The sequence below is a fragment of the Ancylobacter sp. Lp-2 genome, from assembly GCF_020523795.1.
GTDB lineage: Bacteria > Pseudomonadota > Alphaproteobacteria > Rhizobiales > Xanthobacteraceae > Ancylobacter.
Map to the genome: position 1 here is coordinate 905,555 of NZ_JAJALI010000001.1, position 19,266 is coordinate 924,820.

Annotated in this window: 21 protein-coding genes and 1 tRNA gene; 9 read left to right on the forward strand and 13 right to left on the reverse strand. The window is 66.5% G+C overall.

All coding sequences use genetic code 11. From position 1 onward, the window contains the following. Window positions 1–84: 84 nt before the first annotated feature. Window positions 85–648 carry a DUF2244 domain-containing protein gene (locus LGR54_RS04255; protein ID WP_230360685.1) on the reverse strand — a complete coding sequence of 188 codons (564 nt, stop codon included), beginning with the start codon at window positions 646–648 and terminating at the stop codon, window positions 85–87. On the opposite strand from LGR54_RS04255, the gene nth reads away from it, so the two are divergent. Next, window positions 647–1,558 (forward strand): endonuclease III, encoded by a 912-nt coding sequence (nth, locus tag LGR54_RS04260; RefSeq protein ID WP_230360686.1) that lies wholly within the window; start codon window positions 647–649, stop codon window positions 1,556–1,558. The two genes, LGR54_RS04255 and nth, sit on opposite strands and share 2 nt — an antisense overlap. On the opposite strand, the gene LGR54_RS04265 is transcribed toward nth, so the two are convergent. Next, window positions 1,533–2,204, reverse strand: a complete 672-nt coding sequence (locus LGR54_RS04265) for a sulfate transporter family protein (protein ID WP_230360687.1) — start codon at window positions 2,202–2,204, stop codon at window positions 1,533–1,535. The genes nth and LGR54_RS04265 overlap by 26 nt on opposite strands. A 355-nt stretch (window positions 2,205–2,559) precedes the next feature. Here LGR54_RS04265 and LGR54_RS04270 point away from each other — a divergent pair, with 355 nt between their 5' ends. After that, complete coding sequence (locus LGR54_RS04270; RefSeq protein WP_230360688.1) at window positions 2,560–3,894, forward strand: FAD-dependent oxidoreductase; 1,335 nt, start codon at window positions 2,560–2,562, stop codon at window positions 3,892–3,894. A gap of 409 nt (window positions 3,895–4,303) precedes the next feature. On the opposite strand, the gene pheT is transcribed toward LGR54_RS04270, so the two are convergent. From pheT to LGR54_RS04300, 6 genes are all read right to left on the reverse strand, one after another. Further along, a complete protein-coding gene (pheT, locus tag LGR54_RS04275; protein ID WP_230360689.1) occupies window positions 4,304–6,709 on the reverse strand; it encodes a phenylalanine--tRNA ligase subunit beta in 2,406 nt (801 codons plus the stop codon). Between the two features lie 3 nt (window positions 6,710–6,712). Beyond that, entirely contained in the window at window positions 6,713–6,949 is a 237-nt protein-coding gene (locus tag LGR54_RS04280) for a hypothetical protein (protein WP_230360690.1), read from the reverse strand. A gap of 20 nt (window positions 6,950–6,969) precedes the next feature. Beyond that, window positions 6,970–8,070 (reverse strand): phenylalanine--tRNA ligase subunit alpha, encoded by a 1,101-nt coding sequence (pheS, locus tag LGR54_RS04285; RefSeq protein ID WP_370638124.1) that lies wholly within the window; start codon window positions 8,068–8,070, stop codon window positions 6,970–6,972. A 199-nt stretch (window positions 8,071–8,269) separates the two neighbouring features. Next, complete coding sequence (gene rplT, locus LGR54_RS04290; RefSeq protein ID WP_213353166.1) at window positions 8,270–8,638, reverse strand: 50S ribosomal protein L20; 369 nt, start codon at window positions 8,636–8,638, stop codon at window positions 8,270–8,272. Window positions 8,639–8,672: 34 nt separating this feature from the next. Continuing rightward, window positions 8,673–8,873, reverse strand: a complete 201-nt coding sequence (rpmI, locus tag LGR54_RS04295; RefSeq protein WP_213353165.1) for a 50S ribosomal protein L35 — start codon at window positions 8,871–8,873, stop codon at window positions 8,673–8,675. Between the two features lie 266 nt (window positions 8,874–9,139). Further along, on the reverse strand, window positions 9,140–10,000 hold the full coding sequence (locus LGR54_RS04300) for an SH3 domain-containing protein (RefSeq protein ID WP_230360691.1): 861 nt from the start codon (window positions 9,998–10,000) through the stop codon (window positions 9,140–9,142). Between the two features lie 238 nt (window positions 10,001–10,238). Between LGR54_RS04300 and LGR54_RS04305 the strand changes: the two genes are divergently transcribed. Then, a complete protein-coding gene (locus tag LGR54_RS04305; protein WP_230360692.1) occupies window positions 10,239–11,045 on the forward strand; it encodes an undecaprenyl-diphosphate phosphatase in 807 nt (268 codons plus the stop codon). Between the two features lie 80 nt (window positions 11,046–11,125). Here the strand turns inward: LGR54_RS04305 and LGR54_RS04310 are convergent, their stop codons facing one another. Continuing rightward, a complete protein-coding gene (locus LGR54_RS04310) occupies window positions 11,126–12,151 on the reverse strand; it encodes a complex I NDUFA9 subunit family protein (RefSeq protein WP_370638125.1) in 1,026 nt (341 codons plus the stop codon). Between the two features lie 282 nt (window positions 12,152–12,433). Between LGR54_RS04310 and LGR54_RS04315 the strand changes: the two genes are divergently transcribed. Then, window positions 12,434–12,518 (forward strand) — tRNA-Leu (locus LGR54_RS04315). 111 nt (window positions 12,519–12,629) lie between these two features. On the opposite strand, the gene LGR54_RS04320 is transcribed toward LGR54_RS04315, so the two are convergent. From LGR54_RS04320 to xerC, 4 genes are all read right to left on the reverse strand, one after another. Further along, window positions 12,630–12,893: a hypothetical protein gene (locus LGR54_RS04320; RefSeq protein WP_230360693.1), complete on the reverse strand. Its 264-nt coding sequence runs from the start codon at window positions 12,891–12,893 to the stop codon at window positions 12,630–12,632. Beyond that, a complete protein-coding gene (locus LGR54_RS04325) occupies window positions 12,890–13,288 on the reverse strand; it encodes a hypothetical protein (RefSeq protein WP_230360694.1) in 399 nt (132 codons plus the stop codon). The genes LGR54_RS04320 and LGR54_RS04325 overlap by 4 nt, the downstream gene beginning before the upstream one ends. Continuing rightward, on the reverse strand, window positions 13,285–13,812 hold the full coding sequence (locus tag LGR54_RS04330; RefSeq protein WP_230360695.1) for a hypothetical protein: 528 nt from the start codon (window positions 13,810–13,812) through the stop codon (window positions 13,285–13,287). Before LGR54_RS04330 ends, LGR54_RS04325 begins: the two co-directional genes overlap by 4 nt. A 364-nt stretch (window positions 13,813–14,176) precedes the next feature. Beyond that, entirely contained in the window at window positions 14,177–15,316 is a 1,140-nt protein-coding gene (gene xerC, locus LGR54_RS04335) for a tyrosine recombinase XerC (protein ID WP_230360696.1), read from the reverse strand. A gap of 79 nt (window positions 15,317–15,395) precedes the next feature. On the opposite strand from xerC, the gene LGR54_RS04340 reads away from it, so the two are divergent. The 5 genes from LGR54_RS04340 to LGR54_RS04360 all read left to right on the forward strand — a co-directional run bounded on the left by LGR54_RS04340 (window position 15,396) and on the right by LGR54_RS04360 (window position 19,254). Further along, window positions 15,396–15,737: a hypothetical protein gene (locus LGR54_RS04340; protein WP_230360697.1), complete on the forward strand. Its 342-nt coding sequence runs from the start codon at window positions 15,396–15,398 to the stop codon at window positions 15,735–15,737. Between the two features lie 28 nt (window positions 15,738–15,765). Continuing rightward, window positions 15,766–16,311 carry a hypothetical protein gene (locus LGR54_RS04345; protein WP_230360698.1) on the forward strand — a complete coding sequence of 182 codons (546 nt, stop codon included), beginning with the start codon at window positions 15,766–15,768 and terminating at the stop codon, window positions 16,309–16,311. A gap of 45 nt (window positions 16,312–16,356) precedes the next feature. After that, the gene (locus tag LGR54_RS04350; RefSeq protein WP_230360699.1) at window positions 16,357–16,539 is read left to right on the forward strand and encodes a hypothetical protein; all 183 of its coding nucleotides are present in this window, start codon (window positions 16,357–16,359) and stop codon (window positions 16,537–16,539) included. Beyond that, window positions 16,540–17,019, forward strand: coding sequence for a hypothetical protein (locus LGR54_RS04355; RefSeq protein ID WP_230360700.1), 480 nt, complete (start codon window positions 16,540–16,542; stop codon window positions 17,017–17,019). Window positions 17,020–19,041: 2,022 nt separating this feature from the next. After that, window positions 19,042–19,254: a hypothetical protein gene (locus LGR54_RS04360; protein ID WP_230360701.1), complete on the forward strand. Its 213-nt coding sequence runs from the start codon at window positions 19,042–19,044 to the stop codon at window positions 19,252–19,254. Window positions 19,255–19,266 lie beyond the last annotated feature (12 nt).

Genomic DNA, 19,266 nt, shown 5'->3' on the forward strand with positions numbered 1-19,266 from the left:
GTGTCCTCCTGTTGCGCCCATTTGGACATGTCTGCCAGCAGGGGGCCACCCGATTTCGACGCAACCTCCATCATTGAGTCTCCATCAGAGGTCGGACCGCGCCACGCCGCGCTTGGCCTGCGCCAGCGCGCGGTCGAGCCCGAGAGCGAGTTCTTCCCGCTGCTGGGTGTGCAGGAAGCCACCCACCACCACCGGCGTGCCGCGCGAGGTGAGGCTGAGGCGCTGCAGGCCGTAATCCTCGTGGAATTCCTTGTCGAGCCGGGTCCAGAGCGGGTTGAGCCGCGCCTCGTCGGCGCCGCCGCGCGGGTCGATCTTGCGCACCTCGATCAGGCTCGGCGTCACCGTGATCTCCTCGCGGGCCCGCGCCGAACGGAAGCTCATGCGGAAGGCGATGTAGATGGCGAGCACGTCGAGGCCGAACACGCCGAACACCGGCCAGGCGCCCATCAGCAGGAAGGCGGTGCCGCAGACGAAGCTCACCCCGGCGACCAGCAGCATCACCAGCCGGAAGCCGCGCTCATCCAGCGAGCGATGCGGCGCGAGGCGGACCCGATAGAGGGTCGGCTCCTCGCCCGGCGCGTCGCCTCCGGCGAGGGCGGTCCGGTCGTCGGCAAGGCCGGTGGCGGCAAAGCTCTTGGCAGCGCTCATGACCCCGCATTATAGCTCGCAAATGGCTCGCGACGACAAGAAATCCCCGCCCGACACCTCCCCGCGCAAACCCGCCCCGAAGCCGGCTCCCAAGCGGGCGACGGCGCCGGCTGAGCCCGGCCGCAAGGCCAAACCGGCTGGCAACAAAGCGGCCGCGGGCAAGACGGCCGCCCGCGAGGCGACCCCGGCGGCGCCCGAGATGGTCAAGCGTCGTCGCGCGGTGGCCAATGCCGCCGCCGCGCTCGCCGGGCGCGACATCGCGCCGTGGACGCCGGCCGAGGTGGCGGAGGCCTTCTCGCGCTTCGAGGCCGCCGACCCCGAGCCCAAGGGCGAACTGGATTACGTCGATCCCTTCACTCTCCTCGTGGCGGTGGTGCTGTCCGCCCAGGCCACCGATGTCGGGGTGAACAAGGCGGCCCGCACCCTGTTCGCCGCCGCGCCGACCCCCGAGGCGATGGTGGCGCTGGGCGAGGAGGGCGTCGCCGGCCATATCCGCACCCTCGGCCTCTATCGCGGCAAGGCGCGGAACGTGGTCGAGCTGTCGCGCCGGCTGGTCGCGGAGTTCGGCGGCGCGGTCCCCGCCGACCGGGCGATCCTCGAGACCCTGCCCGGCGTCGGCCGCAAGACCGCCAATGTCGTGCTCAACATCGCCTTCGGCCTGCCGACCATCGCGGTGGACACGCATCTGTTCCGCGTCGCCAACCGCACCGGGCTCTCCGCCGGCAAGAACCCGCTGGAGGTCGAGCTCGGCCTGGAGCGGATGATCCCGAACCGCTTCAAGCTGCACGCGCATCACTGGCTGATCCTGCACGGGCGCTATGTGTGCAAGGCGCGAGCGCCGGAATGCTGGCGCTGCCTGATCGCCGACCTCTGCCGCTGGCCGTCTAAGACGGCAGCGCCCGCCGCGTGAGCCGCTTGTGCAGCCGCACCATGAACAGGGTGGCGAACACCGGGGTGACGAGGTTGAGGATCGGCACCGACACCAGCACGGCGATGATCAGCCCGGCGAGGAAGATCGACAGCCCGTGCCGGCGCCGCAGCTCGCCCGCCTCCTCCTCGCTGCGGAAGCGCATGGCGGCGAGCTGGAAATATTCCCGGCCGAGCAGGTAGCCATTGGCGATGTAGAACACCACGAGGTTGACGCCGGGCACCAGCAGCAGCGCCAGCGCGATCAGGTTCACCACCAGCATCACGCCGAAGAATTTCAGCGTCATCGCCAGCGAGCGCACGAAAGGCAGCGCCCGCCCAGGCGGGTCGGCGGGGAAATCCTCCGCTTCCGCCCGCTCGGCCACCTCGTCGAGGAACAGGCCGGCGACCAGCGAGGTCACCGGCGGCACCAGGAAGATGGCGCCGATGAAGATGCCGAGCGCGGCGAGTATGTCGAGCGTCAGCTGCGCCCAGCCCCAGTCCAGCATGACGAAATAGGTCAGCGCCCAATGCGCGCCGATGCCGAGCGCCGCCAGCAGGCCGAGGGCGATGAGCACGGAGCGGATGAGCACCCGGCGATAGGCGGGGGAGAAGGTGCGCCCGAAGGCGGTGACGGCGTCGTGGAGCATGGCGTCTCGCGTGGTGAGGTGGCCTGTAGCTAGTCACGCGCGGCACCGGTTCAAAGGGGCGACGCGGTTTCCGCTGCGTCGGCCGCGAGATTTTTCGCTTGCGGAATCACCGGTCCCGAGTCGGTCCTCGATTCGTTCTCGCCGAACAAACCATGATTCTGTCCGGGCCGGCGGGTGAGGCTCGAGGCGTTCCGTCGCGCGGCGGTGGGTGCCGGAGCCCTTTCGATCGGATGGAATCGCCCGATTGGAAGCGGCTCCGGATTCAATAAGCCGGAGCACGTCCTCGCCGCGAAAGCCTTTCAGCTTTCGTGGAACATGCTCTAGCGTGGCGGCCGATGCCGGAGTTTCTTGCCGCATGATCCGATTGCCCCGCCCCACGCGCCGCGCGTTCCTTGCCGGCTTGGCCGGTCTGCCCGCCGCTGCGCTCGCGGCGCCGGCGCTGGCGCAGACCGCCGGCACCGGCGTCGACGTCGCCATTGTCGGGGCCGGCGCGGCGGGCATCGCGGCGGCGCGCAAGCTCGCCGCCTCCGGGCGCTCCTATGTGCTGCTGGAGGCCGCCGCGCGGGTCGGCGGGCGGGCGCGCAGCGACACGACGCTCGGGCCGTCGGTCGATCTCGGGGCGGCAACCTTCGCGCGGATGGATGGCGGCCTTGCCGACGCCGCCGAGGCGGCCGGGCTGCCGCTGGTCGCGGTTCCCGCCTCGGCGCGGCTGTTCGTCGACGGCCGCGAGGCGGCGGAGAGCGGCTATGACGCCTTCGCCCTCGCGCTCGGCCGGGCGCGGCGCGACATGCTGGCCGCCGCCGATGGCGGCAAGGACGGGCCGGCTGCGGCCTTCTTCGCCACGCGCGGCCCGTGGACCGCGACGGTGGAGGCGCTGCTCGGCCCGCTCGGCTGCGGCCAGCCGCTGTCCGCCGTCTCGACGCTCGACCTGTCGCGCCGGCAGGCGCCGCCGGACGACGTCACCTGCACGCTCGGGGTCGGCACCATGCTGGAGCGGCTGGCGGCGTGGACCAATCTGCGCACCAATGTGGTGGTGACGCAGATCACCAATGCCGGCCGCGTCTACGCGCTCGCCTTGCGCGGCGACCGCAACGTGATCCGCGCCCGCACCGTCATCCTCGCGGTGCCGGCGGCGGTGCTGGCCTCCGATGCCATCCGCTTCAACCCGGCCTTTCCGACCCGCATCGCGCTCGCCTTGCGCGGCTGCCCGTCCGGCGCCATGGAGCAGGTGGCCTTCGAACTGCCGGGCAATCCGCTGCACCTCGCCGATAACGAGACGGTGCTGGCGCAGGTGGGGGAGGGCACGCCGGCGCTGCTGCGCGGTCGCCTCGGCGGCAGCGACGTGCATGTGCTGCGCTTCGGCGGCGCGGCGGCGCGGGCATTGTCCGGCAAGGGGGAAGCGGCGGCGCGCGATGCGGCGCAGGCCTATATGCGCGCGGCGTTCGGCATTGGCGAGATCGGCAAGGGGGTGGCGTCGAACTGGACCGCCGACCCGCTCATTCGCGGCGCCATGGCGGTGGCGGCGCCCGGGCAGGGCGCGCAGCGCAGCCAGTTCGCGTCGCCGCTCGGCCGCATCGTCTTCGCCGGCGAGTACGCCAATGTCAGCGGCTGGGGCACGCTTACCGGCGCGTGGAATTCCGGCGAGATCGCCGCCGAGCGCGTCATCCGCCTCACCGGCGGCCCCGCCTAGGCCGGACTGCCGCGAGCCCGGTCGTCGTCTCCCGAGCGAAGGATCATCCTCCCGGACGGTGCTAGGCCGCTCGGGCATGCGCAAACACGAGAGAGCGATCCCGGCTCCACGTCGTCAGGACGCCGGTCGGGATGACGCGGAATCGAGCGGGCCGCTCCGTCTCCCCGCACAGAACTCGGCTATAGCCGAGTCCTACACCTCACAAAGTTAGCGCCGAATACATCCGATGCCGACGGAGAGGGCCGGGGTAAGCGGCCTTCGTCGGGTCCGCAATCGCGCAGCCCCTCGCCGAGCCGCTGCGCGGGCCACCTCTCCATCGAAACCGGATGTTTCCGGTTTCGATCGCGCCGGAACTGCACTCGGCGACAGCCGAGTGCAGGCGGGGAGAGGGTAACGAGGCCATCCACCCTCAGCCTCGCAGGCTGGCGCCGGTCTTCTTGGTCACGTCCGCGACGATCTTGCCCGCCACCGCCTCGATCTCGGCGTCGGTGAGCGTCTTCTCGCGCGGCTGCAGGGTGACGGAGAGCGCCACCGACTTCTTGTCGGCGTCGATGCCGGCGCCCTCATAGACGTCGAACACGTTCACCGCGACGATCAGCTTGCGGTCGACGCCGGCCACCGCCTTGACGATGTCGCCGGCCGCCACCGAGCGCGCCACCACGAAGGCGAAGTCGCGCTCCACCGGCTGGAAGGCCGAGAGGTCGAGCAGCGGCTTCACCCGCGTCGCCTTGGCCTTCGGCTCGGGGATCTTGTCGAGCACGATCTCGAAGCCGACCAGCGGCCCCTCGACGTCGAGCGCCTCCAGGAGCGCCGGGTGCAACTCGCCGAAATGCCCGATCACATTGGCGCCGAGCCGGAAGCTGCCGGAGCGGCCGGGGTGGAACCAGGACGGCGCATCGGTCGAGATCTGCAGATTGGCGACCGGAGCGCCGCAGGCGGCGAGCACGGCGAGCGCATCGGCCTTGGCGTCGAAGGCGTCGACCACCGTCGCCTTGCTCGACCAGTGGCGCCCGGTGCCCGCCGGCTTGGCGAAGGCGCGGCGGATGCCGGTGGCGCAGATGAACTGGTCCTGCGGCCGGTCACCCTTGAACACCTGCCCGACTTCGAACAGCGCGACGTCGCCCAGGCCACGGTCGGCATTGGCCTGACCCGAGCGGATGAGGCCCGGCAGCAGGCTGGGGCGCATGTCGGAGAGGTCGGAGGCAATCGGGTTGGCGAGCGCCAGCTCGGGCTGGCCGCCGCCGAACAGCTCGGCCGAGGCCTTGGGCACGAAGGACCAGGTGACGGCCTCGACGAGGCCGCGCGTGGCCAGCGTGCGCTTGGCCTTGCGGGTGCGGATCTGCAGCGTGGTCAGCACCGGCTGGCGGGCGGTCTCGTCGCGCGGGAACGGCGTGGCAGGCACCCGGTCGAGGCCGATGATGCGCACCACTTCCTCGACGAGGTCGGCCTTGCCCTCGATGTCGCCGCGCCAGGACGGCGGCACGACGTCGACGGTGCCGCTGGTGCCCGCGACCTTGAAGCCGAGCTTGTCCAGCACGCCGATCTGTTCGGCATCGTCAGCGACGAGGCCGGCGAGCTTCTCGGTCAGCGACAGCGGGAAGGCAATCGTCCGCGTGGTGTCGGGGATCGCGCCGGCCAGCACCACCTGCGAGGGCTCGCCGCCGCAGAAGTCGAGGATCAGCTTGGTCGCCAGCTCCAGGCCCGGCACGGTGAAGGCCGGGTCGATGCCGCGCTCGAAGCGGAAGCGGGCGTCGGAGTTCAGCCCCAGCTTGCGGCCGGTCTGGGCGATGTTGATCGGCTCCCACAGCGCCGATTCCACCAGCACGTCGGTGGTCGCCTCGTCGCAGCCGCTCTCCTCGCCGCCCATCACGCCGGCGAGCGATTCCACGGCCTTATCGTCGGCGATCACGCACATCGAGGCGTCGAGCGTGTAGGTCTTGCCGTCGAGCGCCAGCAGCGTCTCACCGGCCGTGGCGCGGCGCACCACCAGGTCGCCATGCACCTTCTTGGCGTCGAACACGTGCAGCGGCCGGTTCTGGTCGAAGGTGATGAGGTTGGTGACGTCGACCAGCGCGTTGATCGGGCGCAGGCCGATGGCGCGCAGCTTGGCCTGCACCCAGTCGGGCGACGGGCCGTTCTTCACCCCGCGAATGAGGCGCAGCGCGAAGGCGGGGCAAGGGGCCCCCTCGGCGATGGTCACCTTCACCGGGCAGGGGAAGGCGCCCGGCACCGGCACGATCTCGTCCTCGACCAGCGTGCCGATGCCGGCGGCGGCGAGGTCGCGGGCGAGGCCGTGAATGCCGAGGCCGTCGGCGCGGTTCGGCGTCACGGCTATCTCGACCACCGGGTCGTCGAGGCCGATCCAGTCGACATAAACAGCGCCCACGGGAGCGTCGGCCGGCAGGTCGATGATGCCGTCATGATCCTCGGAGAGCTGCAGCTCGGCCGCCGAGCACAGCATGCCGCGGCTCTCGACGCCGCGGATCGAGCCGACCCCCAGCGTGATGTCCTTGCCGGGGATATAGGTGCCGGGCGGCGAGAACACGCTCTTCATGCCGGTGCGGGCATTGGGCGCGCCGCACACCACCTGCACCGGCTCGCCGGCGCCGGTATCGACCATGCAGACCCGCAGCTTGTCGGCGTTGGGGTGCTTCTCGGCCGAGATCACATAGGCGATGGAGAAGCCCTTGAGCTTGCCCGCCTTGTCCTCGACGCCCTCGACCTCGAAGCCGATGCGGTTGAGGGCGCCGGTGACGTCGTCCAGCGTGTAGCTGCCGGAAAGGTGCTCGCGCAGCCAGGAGAGGGTGAATTTCATGATCTATTTGAACCCGTAGGTTTCTTTGAAAATGTCAAACAGCTGCTTAGCTGTCTCTTCGCCCAACTGGATCGTTTGGCTGAGTTTTCCGGGAATTTCCCGGTCATCAGAGCCATGCGTGTCAATTTGCACAATGGGCGTTGAGTTGTCGGTCTCAAAGACCTTCACCACAGCTACAACTTGCGTCGGCTGCAGCCTTCCTTTGGACTCAACGCGCGAAACCGACTTGATCCAGGCCACATCAATCCCCATTGACCGGGTTATGCGCTAAGGCCGCCGGCCAGCGTCGGGAAGTCGAGCGGGCGGAAGCCGTAATGCTGCAGCCAGCGCACATCGGCCTCGAAGAAGGCGCGCAGGTCCGGCATGCCGTATTTCAGCATGGCGATGCGGTCGATCCCCATGCCCCAGGCGAAGCCCTGATACTCGTCCGGGTCGAGGCCGCAATTGCGGATGACGTTCGGGTGCACCATGCCGCAGCCGAGGATCTCCAGCCAGTCATTGCCCTCGCCGAAGCGGATCTCTCCGGGGCGCGAGCGGTCGCACTGGATGTCGACTTCCATCGACGGCTCGGTGAAGGGGAAGAAGGACGGGCGGAACCGCATCGTCACGTTCTCCACCTCGAAGAACGCCTTGCAGAACTCCTGCAGGATCCATTTCAGGTGGCCGAGATGCGAGCCCTTGTCGATGACGAGGCCCTCGACCTGGTGGAACATCGGCGTGTGGGTCTGGTCGCTGTCCGAGCGATAGGTGCGGCCCGGGCAGATGACGCGGATCGGCGGCTTGTTCGCCAGCATGGTGCGCACCTGCACCGGCGAGGTGTGGGTGCGCAGCACCAGGCGCGAGCCGTCTTCCTTGGTCGGCAGGTAGAAGGTGTCGTGCATCTCGCGCGCCGGATGCCCCTCGGGGAAGTTCAGCGCGGTGAAATTGTGGAAGTCGTCCTCGATGTCCGGCCCCTCGGCCACCGCGAAGCCCATATCGGCGAAGATGGCGGTGAGCTCGTCGATCACCTGGCTGATCGGGTGGACGCGACCCAGCTCGGCCGGCGCCTCGCGCACCGGCAGGGTGACGTCGAGACGCTCGGTCTCCAGGCGCTTCTCCAGCGCGGCGGCCTTCAGCGCGGTGCGGCGCTCGGCGAGCGCGGCGTTGAGGCGGTCGCGCAGGCCGTTAATGGCGGGGCCGGCGGTCTTGCGCTCCTCCGGGCTCATGCCGCCGAGGCTCTTGAGCAGTTCGGACACCGAGCCTTTCTTGCCGAGCGCGGCGACGCGCAGGGCTTCGAGGGCGGCCTCGTCGGCGGCGGCGGCGACGCCGGCATGGAGCTCGGCTTCGAGCGCGGCGAGATCGGGCAAGGTGGCGACGGACATGAAGTTTCCTCGGCGGTTCCTCGGAGGGAGCGGACGCGGCGCTTATAGCGAGGCGGAAGGCGGGCGCAAAGCGGCAGGCGGGGGAAGGCAGGGCCGCCGGCGGCGCGGACAGGCGCAGGAACGCGAAGAGCCCCGGCGCGGACGCGCGGGGCTCTTCTCATTTTGGTCCCGGCAGATGCGGGGAGGTCAGGCGGCCAGATCAGGCGGCCTTGGGCTCCAGAGCGGCCTTGGCCTGCTCCACCAGCGCCTTGAACGCCTCGGGCTCATGGATGGCGATATCCGAGAGCACCTTGCGGTCGACCTCGATCCCGGCCTTGCCGAGACCGTCGATAAATCGACCATAGGTGAAGCCGAGCTCACGGGTCGCAGCGTTGATGCGCTGGATCCACAGGGCGCGGAAATTGCGCTTCTTCGCCTTACGGTCGCGATAGGCGTACTGCTGCGCCTTCTCGACGGCCTGCTTGGCGACGCGGATGGTATTCTTGCGGCGGCCGAAATAACCCTTCGCAGCCTTCAGCACCTTCTTGTGCTTGGCGTGGGAGGTTACGCCGCGCTTGACACGGGCCATGGGGAATTCTCCTGGTACGGGCTAAGGGCTGGCGTCAGCCGTTGGGCAGAAAATACTTACGGACGACCACCGCATCCGGCTCCGCCATGACGGAGGTGCCGCGCTGGTTCCGGATCTGCTTGTTGGTGCGCTTGATCATGCCATGGCGCTTGTTCGCCTGGGCCATGATCACCTTGCCGGTGCCGGAGAGCTTGAAGCGCTTCTTCGCTCCGGACTTGGTCTTCATCTTGGGCATTTGGCTCGGTCTCCGCGGCCTGATGCTCGCCTTACGGCGTGCGTGGCCATATTGTTGGTGTTGAGCAGAAGAACCGCCGCGGCAGCCCTAATTCGCCGGGCGGTTCGATAAGGCCGCACCCCTTACAGGAGCGGGCCCGCTATTTCAAGAGCCGTCAGGCGGCAAACCGGCACGGGCGGGGGAATTCGCCCGTGCCATTGGGTGCCGAACGGCCCGCCAGCGGGCACGCCGTTCGGTGTTTTCGCCGTAACCCTCGGTCCGGTCCGTCAGCACTGGCCCTTCTGCATCTGCACGCGCGGGCAGCCATCGTCGCTGCGCTGCGGGCCGGGGCGCTCGCCCATTTGCTGCGGCGGTCCCGGCGGGCGTCCCTGTTGCTGCGGGGGACCGGAGGGCTGGGCCTGCTGCGGCGGGCGGCCCTGCTGCGGCGGAGGGCCGCCATTGCCGCCATTGCCGCGCGGCGGTTGTCCACCGCCATTCCAGTTGCCCTGCGGAGGCTGGCCGCCGCCGCCGTTCCAGTTGCCGCGCGGGGGCTGTCCGCCACCGTTCCAGCCGCCCCCCTGAGGCGGGCCGCCATTCCAGCCACCACCGCCGCCGCCATAGCCGCCACCGCCATAGCCGCCACGCGGCGGGGGCGGGCCGTTGTTCCAGCCGCCACCGCCACCGCCCCAGCCGCCGCCACCCGGAGGCGGGCCGCCATACCAGCCACCGCCCGGAGGCGGCGGGGGACGCCGGCCGGGGGGCGAGCCCCAGCGGTAGCGGTCGCCATACCAGGGGCGGTCGCGATAGTAGCGGCCCCAGTAATTGTCGACGCTGAAGCCGATGATCGGCACGCCGATCATCGGGGCATAGCTGGGGAATTCCACCCGGCGGCCGCGATAATCGTATTCGAGATAGGCGGCGGCGACCCAGCCGCGATAGCCGCGCCAGTCGACATCGCACCAGCTATAGGTGTCGAGGCAGCCGAAAATGGAGAGCGGGGTCCCGGCGCCGAGCACCACGACCGCCGGATAATCGGTGCCCGGCCCGGCGCGCAAATTCACATTGGTGGTGACGAAGCCGCCGGTTTGCGCGGAGGCCACGCCGGTGAGGGCGATGAGGCCACCCAACGCGGCCAGAAGACGTTTCATGCGTATTCTCCAGAACGTTGCATCATGTCCGCAACGCCGACCCAGGGTAAAATGGATTACCTTCGTGAGGCGGAATCGTGATGACACGGTGTCGGCGCGGCGTCGACGGCGAATTCCCACCGTTACGTCACGTTGATCGCCGGCCGCGAACCGGACAGGATGCGGCTTCCGCTGTTCCTCGTCCGTCCTGCGGCGGTCGTCGGACGTCTTTTCCGCTGCCTCTCACCGGATCGTCTTCATGTCGTTCGGCAATCTGCTCGAAGCCTTCCTGCTCGGCCTTCTCGAAGGCTTCACCGAATTCCTCCCCGTCTCCTCCACCGGCCACATCCTGCTCGCCGGTCATTTCCTCGGCTTCGAGAGCCAGGGCAAGGTCTTCGAGGTGCTGATCCAGCTCGGCGCCATCCTCGCCATCGTAGTCGCTTATTTCCAGCGCTTCTGGCAGGTGCTGGTCACGCTGCCGTCGAGCCCGCGCTCGCGCAATTTCGTCATCGGCATCCTCGTCGCCTTCCTGCCGGCGGCGGTGATCGGCGCCTTCGCGCACGGCTTCATCAAGCAGGTGCTGTTCGAATCGCCGGCACTGATCTGCGTGATGCTGATTCTCGGCGGCATCGTGCTGTTGTGGGTGGACACGCTGAAGATCCGTCCGCGCTACACCGATCCCATGGCGCTGCCGCCGCTGCTGACGCTGAAGATCGGCTTCATCCAGTGCCTCGCCATGATCCCGGGGGTGTCGCGGTCCGGTTCCACCATCGTCGGCGGGCTGCTGCTCGGGGTGAGCAAGCCGGCGGCGGCGGAATTCTCCTTCTTCCTCGCCTTGCCGACCATGGCGGGCGCCTTCGCCTACGACCTCTACAAGAACCGCGACGCCCTCTCGATGGATGACGGCATCCTCATCGTCGTCGGCTTCCTCGCCGCCTTCGTCGCGGCGCTGGCGGTGGTGCGCACGCTGATCGGCTTCGTCTCCCGGCACGGCTTCACGCCGTTCGGCTGGTGGCGCATCGCGGTGGGCGGCGTCGGGCTGATCGCGCTGGCTCTGGTCGGCTGAGCCGCGCCCACAAGGCCGCTCAAGAAAAAGGCCGCCGGGGATCGCTCTCCGGCGGCCTTTTTATGGGATGAGGAGCCGGCTCAGGCGACGAGGCGGGTGAACTGGCCGGCCTTGCGGTAGCGCCAGAGATAGCCCGGCAGCACGGCGCCGAGCGCGGTCGGCTGGATGCCGAGGCCCTCGAGGATGCGGCCCTCGGCGATCGCCTGGGCGGAGACGACGTTGTCATGCGCCAACAGCTTCACCTGGTCGCGGGTGAGCAGCGGGTTGGGCAGCAGCTCCAGCAGCCGCGCCTGCAGCGAGGCGATGGCGAAGGGCAGCGGCACCAGCAGGCGCTTGCGGTCGATCTCCTTCAGCATGATCTCCATGAGCTGCTTGAAGGTGAGGATCTCCGGCCCGCCGAGCTCGTAGACCGTGCCCGGCTTGGCGATCTCGTCCACCGCCTTGGCCACCGCGTTGGCAACGTCGCCGACGAACACCGGCTGGAAGCGGGTGGTGCCGCCGCCGATCAGCGGCAGCGCCGGGGCGAGGCGCGACATGGCGGCGAATCGGTTGAAGAAATTGTCTTCCGGCCCGAACACGATGGAGGGGCGGAAGATCACCGCTTCCGGCACCGCCTCGCGGGCGGCGCTCTCGCCGGCCGCCTTGGTGCGGGCATAGGAGGAGGCGGAGTTCGGATCGGCGCCGATCGCCGACACGTGGATCAGCCGCGCCCCGACCTCGCGGGCGGCCAGCGCCACCTGCTTGGCGCCGAAATTATGCACCGCCTCGAAGCTCTGCCGGCCACCCTCATGCAGCACGCCGACGAGGTTGATCACCACCTCCGCGCCCTCGGCGGCGCGCAGCACCGAGGCCGGGTAGCGCAGATTGGCCTGCACCGGGTTGATCTGCCCGACGGCGCCGAGCGGCTGGAGATGACCGGCGAGGTCCGGGCGGCGCACCGCGACGCGTACCCGCCAGCCCATGCGGGCGAGGGAGCGCACCACATGGCGGCCGATGAAGCCCGAGCCGCCATAGACAGTGACGAGGCGCTCCATGGGGGCGGAACGCGCCTCCAGTTCCGCTTCGTCGGGAAGCGGCATCTCGTCGGAGGTAGCGGCGTCGACCATGGTGCTCTCCCGGCCCGGATAATCCTGTATGCCAGACGATTAGCGCGCCGCCGCGCCAGCGTCCAGCGCCGAGCGGCCCGGCGCGGCGGCCTGTCGGTCTCATCGGCGCCGATCATCCTCATCATACACCTCATCGGCCTGCCGCGGCGAACGGGCGAGGATCCGGCGAGGGGAGGGGGCGGTTGAAAAATTCCCCACAGGAGAAGCGCGATTGATGCAATTGCCTCGTTGACAAGCGGGAGGTCCCCCGACTATGTCTCGCCGCCGTGCCGCAAGGCATGTGCCCAGGTGGCGGAATTGGTAGACGCGCTGGTTTCAGGTACCAGTGGGTAACACCGTGGAGGTTCGAGTCCTCTCCTGGGCACCATATCCCATTGATTTTATTGGGATTTTTGGCGCTTTTAGCCACTCAGTATGCAATTTGCCATAACGGCCTTAGCTGAAGCCCCGCCGCACAGTGCGCGACGGGGCTGAGCGGTTAGCGGGCCGGCGAGATTTCGTCCGAATCCCGCCACTTCCGTCGCAACCTGTCGAAGTTCGGAAACACGACCTCGTAGCGGTCAGGGCGATCAGCGAATTCTGACCGTCCAGTGATCGTACAAATCTGCATCGCCCCGCGATGGATGATCGCGACACGATCGCCGATCTCGAACCGCCACGCCTTTAACGGCGGCGGCCGATCGACCAGACGCCGACGGGCTTCGCGTGCCCAGGTTGGGTCACCAAGGCTGAAGGCGGTCATGCGGACCTCCCGGTTAGACGTTTGACCGGCCCAAGGCACTTGTGGATCGCAGTCACTCGCTCGAGTCGGACGGACACAGTTCGATCAGTGCCGAGGACGTCACAGACGACCGCAGCGTCGACATCGCTCCCTGCAGTCATGCGGTGGTCTGGCAGAGCCTGCCAGTCCTCGGGGAGGATGTCTGTGACGAGCCTGATCAACACCGGATCGCGTCCCTTAATGTAGAGAATCGCCGCGTCGCCACCGTTGGGCTGATCTAGCTGCGTGAACGCCAGCGGGGTGCCTGGCTCCCAGCCCTCCACCGCGCAAGGCGAGTTCAGGAGCATGCAATAGAGAAGCGGGAACGCGTCAGGATTGACAACTTTCACGCCAGGAGTGGCGGATTGCATGTTCATCGCGTGATCTCCACCAGCATCGGCACCCCGTTGACGATGCCGCGCAACCGGGTGAGGCCCTCGCGGGAGGGCGGCCGCTTCGGGTGCATCGTCACCCGGGGCCAGTGTACGGCCCTGAATGACTGGCCAGTCATGTCCGCCAGCTGCTGCAGCGCGGCGTTGCTTGCTTCGTGCCGCTCGACGCGTGTGTCGCTCATCATCTGGGAAAACACGAACTCGTCGCGCAACAGGTGAAGGGCATCCGGATCGGCCGCCATGTCATCTTCGGCGTCGTGCGGTTCGTCATTGATGTCGCCGCCGCCATGGTCGTCTGGCTCTGCCGTCCCGGATGCATCTAGCGTGCACCAGGCAAGGGCATGCTCCTGATTGACGCCCAGCGTCCAGCCGAGTTCTTGCTCGGCGTCAGTGTCGGCCTCTAGGGCGTCCAGGGCCTCTATGGCGCGCTCGATGATCTGGGTTAGGTCGCGGCGCAAGGTTGCGCGGTCGGCAGGCGGGCAATGCCCGTAGTCGGGATCGAGGTGCATGGGGGTTTGGCTCTTCGGTATCGGCTGTTCAAGGCCGTGCCTGGTGACAGACCAGGCAGCCGGGAGTTGAACACCTGCCGAAGAGACAGGCCGTTGCGCTTTTAAGGTATTACCCTCTGGACATAGCGCACCGCTCCCGGCCATACTGATGGCCAGGTTCGGTCGCCCGCCAAGGCGCCGCATGCGTCCAGCCTCCGCCAAGAGGCTTCGCGCTTCAGCTACTCACCGTCGCCAAACGTGAGTGGCCATATCTTCGGTCCGGGTGTTCAAGCCCACGGACACCTTCGCCCCGATTCCGAGAATCTGCAAGTGTCCCCTCGCGGGGGCAACAACGTGCTGGTGCTTACGGGCACACGGAGAGGGCCTAGTTCATATTTGGATCGCCCTCTGACTTGTTCGCCGCCATTCGCTCGTGAAACGCACGCGCGAGCCGCCGCTGATTGGCAGAGCGGGTGTAGCGGTCGACCTCCTTAGCGTTCCTATGTCCCGTGAATGCCATGATCTCACGATCGGTAGCGCCAAGCTCCGCGAGATGCGCTGAAAAGTATTTGCGCAGACCGTGCGCGGAGCGGCCTTCTAAGCCGGCCTTCTTGCACCAGATCCGGAATTGATTGCCGAACGAGTTGGCGCTCGGAAATGGGCGCCCGTGATCATTCACCAGGAACGTCTTGCGTTCGTTTGGGACCCCGGCCAGCGCCGCTAACAGCTCAGCGCCAATCGGGAGAGTTAGCGTTACCGGCTTTCGCTGCCGATTTTTCCATTGGGTGAAGGTAATGCTGTCGTCATGCACCATGTCGGCGCCCAGCCTGTGGACGTCGGAGATCCGCTGGCCAAACTCGAGAAACAACAGCAAGGCGAGGTGAGCCATGGTGCCGGGCGGGTGGGTTCTGCGGAAGCGGGAAACATCCCAGTCAGTCCAAGCCGGTATGCCATCGGGCCGCATGGGGGGCAGATATCGAACGTCTCGCGCTGGGTTTGATTGCAGACTTCCGTGCACTTGAGCGTCGACACCATAGGCAAAGACTTGGCGCAGCGCTTTTAGGCGACTGTTCGCCGCGGAGGGCGTCGGACTGCCATCGGCGCCGGTCGCCTTCCGGTCTCGGAGAGCGCGAACCGCCTTGCCGGTGAATTTGGCAAGCGAAACGGATGAATATGTACCCCTCCGCTCATCGCCACCAGGGACACTCTCTGCCAGGATCGAATCTACAATTTGCCGACGGACTCGCTGCGTCCTCGCGTCAAGGCGCCTGAATTCGGCCGAGCCGTAATACTGCACGACCAGCCAACCGAAGGTGCCCACGGACTCGCATTTGCGGTCGACTGGCTCTAGCGTAGGGGTACCCTGAAGCAGCTGACAATAGTGCGCGTTGAACGCTTCGGAGTGGGGCGGATCAGTCATCCGCACCTTCGCGCGTCCGCGGCGACGGAAGTAGACGTAGACCTTGCCGGTCTTCCTATCCACCTCCTCGCTTACGTATTTCGGCAGGGTGCTGCGCTTGGCCATGGGGAGCTCCATCAACCGCCGCAGCATCATTGTTCACAACGAGTGCGCAGCCAAGCAAGTCCCACCAGAGCGCCACCCCATGCCCTTAAAACCCGCCGTCACGTACACCCCTGAAGAAGTCGAAAAGACCAGGCTCGAGCAGTTGACTGCTGCCGCCGAGGAGCGTGAGACCACACCGGAGGAGCTCGCTGCGGATTTCGCGCCGGGCACATTTGGCTGCCACGAAGCGCTGCAGATGGCGTCGGTGTTCAATGACTCGGTAGAACGGCACCTGGCCGAGCATCCGTCGATCCTGACGAACCCGGAATGGTATGCCCTCGCCCATGAGGCCGGGCTGGCGCTGTGGAATTTGTACCAGGCGATCGGCGGGGAGCACCTGCGGGGAGATGGGGACGGACAGGCGGAGGAGTCTGCGCCGTAGGGAGGTGCTCCAGACGGAGGACAGAGTAATGCATGACGAGGATGAGGTAGGTAGAGGCTTTTTTAGAACCCCAGCCGGGAAGCACATAGCCTACGCTAAGCGGCATCTTGAGGGCGCCCTCACGCTGACCGAGGCAATGCACGACAAGGGGCGAATACTGTACCTGCCCGCCCTACATCTTGCCGGCCACGGGCTGGAGCTTATGCTCAAGGCGGCCATTTTGTTCAATGGCGGCACCATCAATACCGGTCACGGTGGTCACGACATCGAACAGATGTGGAAACGGCAAGAGGCCGAGCCGGTTAGGAGTCATGTCCGAATCAACGCCAACATCGCCCACTCAATTGAGTTGGAGGCTGACCGCTATTGCGGCATCGAGGGCATCGAAGACACGGCGCTGTTAGCCGAAGAGTACGTCCTTGCGCTCGGCAGGCTTCATGCGCTGGCCAAGAAATATCCGCTTCGATATCCAATGGACGAAGCCGTGGAGGCGCCCAGAGCTCCACTGCTCGTTCAGGCGCTCTGGCGAACATCAGATGATTTCGTCAAGCGCTGGGATGACTTTCGGGCGTAGAGGGCGACCGTCAGCGCCAAGCACCGCAAGAAATGGATGGTGCTCATGGGCATCATCGACGAAGACGGTGAGGTCGTTCAATCTGGTCAACTTGACCAGATTGAAAGCAAGCGTAAGGACGGGAGGGGGCACCGCCACGAAGGCGGCCTATCCCTTGCTGTCCGCACGATGCCCATTCCCAGCCGGTTGCAGCCATGGCAGGCTGCTACCGTTGAGGTGGGGGAGTGAATGAAGATCGATCCGGAAATTCGACTTAAGAAGCTAAAGGACTGTCAGCAAGGAGAAATAGTGCGCCTAAGAAACGGCGCCAATATTGCCCTTGTCATTGAGAACGATCCTGTCCAGTCGACAATCGCCGTACTGAGCCCGAGCATGGCGCTCCGACACGTCCAGCTGTCCATAAATTGCATAAGTTTTGGCTCATCGTGGGTTCTAGAGCCAACAATTGATGAGAACACACGACCTCAGAACACGAAATACACGGAAACAGCCGGCTCCATTCAGATAACAGATGAGGGGCCGATTCTGGTTCTACAGAATCCAAATGGGTGGGCACCTGCAGGTGTAAACCTCGACGACTACAAGATCATATCCACCATTGGGCAGAACACCGCCCCCATACTCCAGTGGCGTCTTTGGCTATCTGAGGCTAGTCGCGACCGCGGTGAGCCGCCATTCTTCGAATTCGCACACCAGCCTGCCGATTGATGCTTGCCGCCATTTTGGCGGCAAGCATCCTCCCTCACACCCCAAACACCCTTCCGACCAAGCTGCGCTTCTGCGCCTCCGGCACGACGCCGACGGGCCGCAGCCCGTCGATGCAGCTCTGCCCGTGGGCTATATGCCGCCTCTGCGCGGACGGCTGCTGATAGGCGACGCAACGCCGGATTCCGGCGTTGCTCGCTCTGGGCTAGTCGCACTTGAACTCGCGCACCTTCTCGTCAGCGATGATCCGCCGCCGCAAATCGGATGCCTTATCGCGATCGTGCAGGCAGGTGCCCTGCCGTTTCCAAGGTTTACAAAGAAGGCACCCGGCCCGCGTGGATTTCGGGCGTTTCCGCTTGTGGTGCATGTGACCCTCCGACAATCGCCGGTGCGCCCCTATGGCGCACGGACGTCTTCGGAGGGTGGGTGTGGTGGATTACCATGGCAGGGAGGATAGCTGGTGGCCTAGCGGGTGGCTACGTCACGGGCGATCGGCTGGTCGATGGGGAGGCGGAGGAGGCTGCGCCGATGAAGCGCTGCACGCCGAGACCGAGAACGGCGCGAACCCTCAATCCCCGACCGCTTCACCAAGGCCACGGCCAAGGCTACAGGCAGATCGCTACGCTGATCTGATCATGCCAATTGGCATGATCAGACGCAAGCGCCCCCGGCACCAACTACTGATTGACGGGCTGCCGACCGCCTGTCCGTCGTTCCTTGAATCCATTTGCAACGGTTGCAAATAGTTTTTCGCGTCTGTCTTGCGGTAAATCCAGCCCGGCTAGCGAGGATCGAACCGACTCCCAGAACATATCCTCTCGAGGGGTGTCGGGTGGCGTGCCCTCTCGTGTGGACCCAAGATAAGCAACCACATGGTGCCGCGGCGTGCCCTCCTCGTCGCGGCGGCTTTCAACAAGCTTGCAAATCAGGAGATCCCCCAGGCCGCCAGCCAAACGGGCATTGCGCTTCCTGCGATACCACTTTACAAACATTGTAGTGCTCCACAAAATGCGCACATGTTTCGTTATTGTGGGGCACTACGTCAAGCGGCCTGGTTACGAACTTCCCACGGTGGGAAGTTTGGCCCCCACCGCCCTCCACGCCCTTGCCGCACCCTCCACCCCAGAGCCGGTGCGCGAAGCGGTGCTGGGGCGGGCGGCGGGCTCCCAGCGTCGTGGAGGCGGCCGGCCGGACGCGGTATGGTCAGCGGGTCCGGCCATCGGATTTCTGGACGGCGTGACGCTCCCCCTCACCGCAACCCCGGTGTTACGAGCGCAGGCCTAGGCCGGGCGTTACTAGCCCCTTAGTAGCGCCCGGCCGCACATCCTTCGGCGCGCCAGCACCCTTGACGTTGGTTGCATCCATGGCAGGATGCCACCTAGAGGACTCGGGGCGGGTCATGTCGGATATCAACGAAACCGTGTCGGATCTCGAGCTAGCCCTTGAGGATCTATCTGCTGCCCTTGCCATGGTAAGACGCTCTCCGGATCGAAAAGAGCGTGCTACGATGCTCCGGCTCAGCGAGCACCACTGGCGGCAGGTGCTGGCGGCTCATCGCAAGCTGCTGAGGCTGACGAAGAACACCTCGAGCGTCACACGGCAGGCTGTTCGGCGCTCAGGCCAACAATCTCCTAGCGCGGCGCCATAGGGCGGGGCAGCCAACGTCGTATCCGTGGTCGGGTGCAGCCTGAATGTAAGCGAAGGCCGCCCCACCACCGTTACGGCTTCTTCATTCTACGGCAACCTTACGGCATGCTCGACATATGTAGTTTCCGGCCGCTTGCCGTGAGGCATGCTGCGGACATCCGTGTCTGTGGAGGTGGAGCGCATCGTGGGGAGACGGTGCGCTCCATCTTGCCCGGCGGCCCCACCGACCTATTGACTGCCGCCCCGATCTCCAGCATCGTCCTCGTGCCGGTGAAGCCCTCTGCATGAGGGCGGAGGTGACGTGCCCGCCGCGGACCTGACTGTTCCGCCCCGGCTCGCAGCGCATCGAAGTCATCCCCTCATAAATGGAGAGTGACCATGCGCATTTGCAACTCGGAGTCCGCCATCCGCCACCGCCTCAACAAGGCCGGCTATCATCTGCAGAAGGCGCCCGCGCGCCATTGGACCCGCGCCGTATACGGGCCGGGCTACATGGTGACGGACGATCGTAATGTGGCCGTACTGGGCGCCGTTCAGCGGCCTTATGAGGCGACGCTGGAAGATATAAGGGCATTCGCCGAGCGAGTGTGAGGCAGAGCGCCA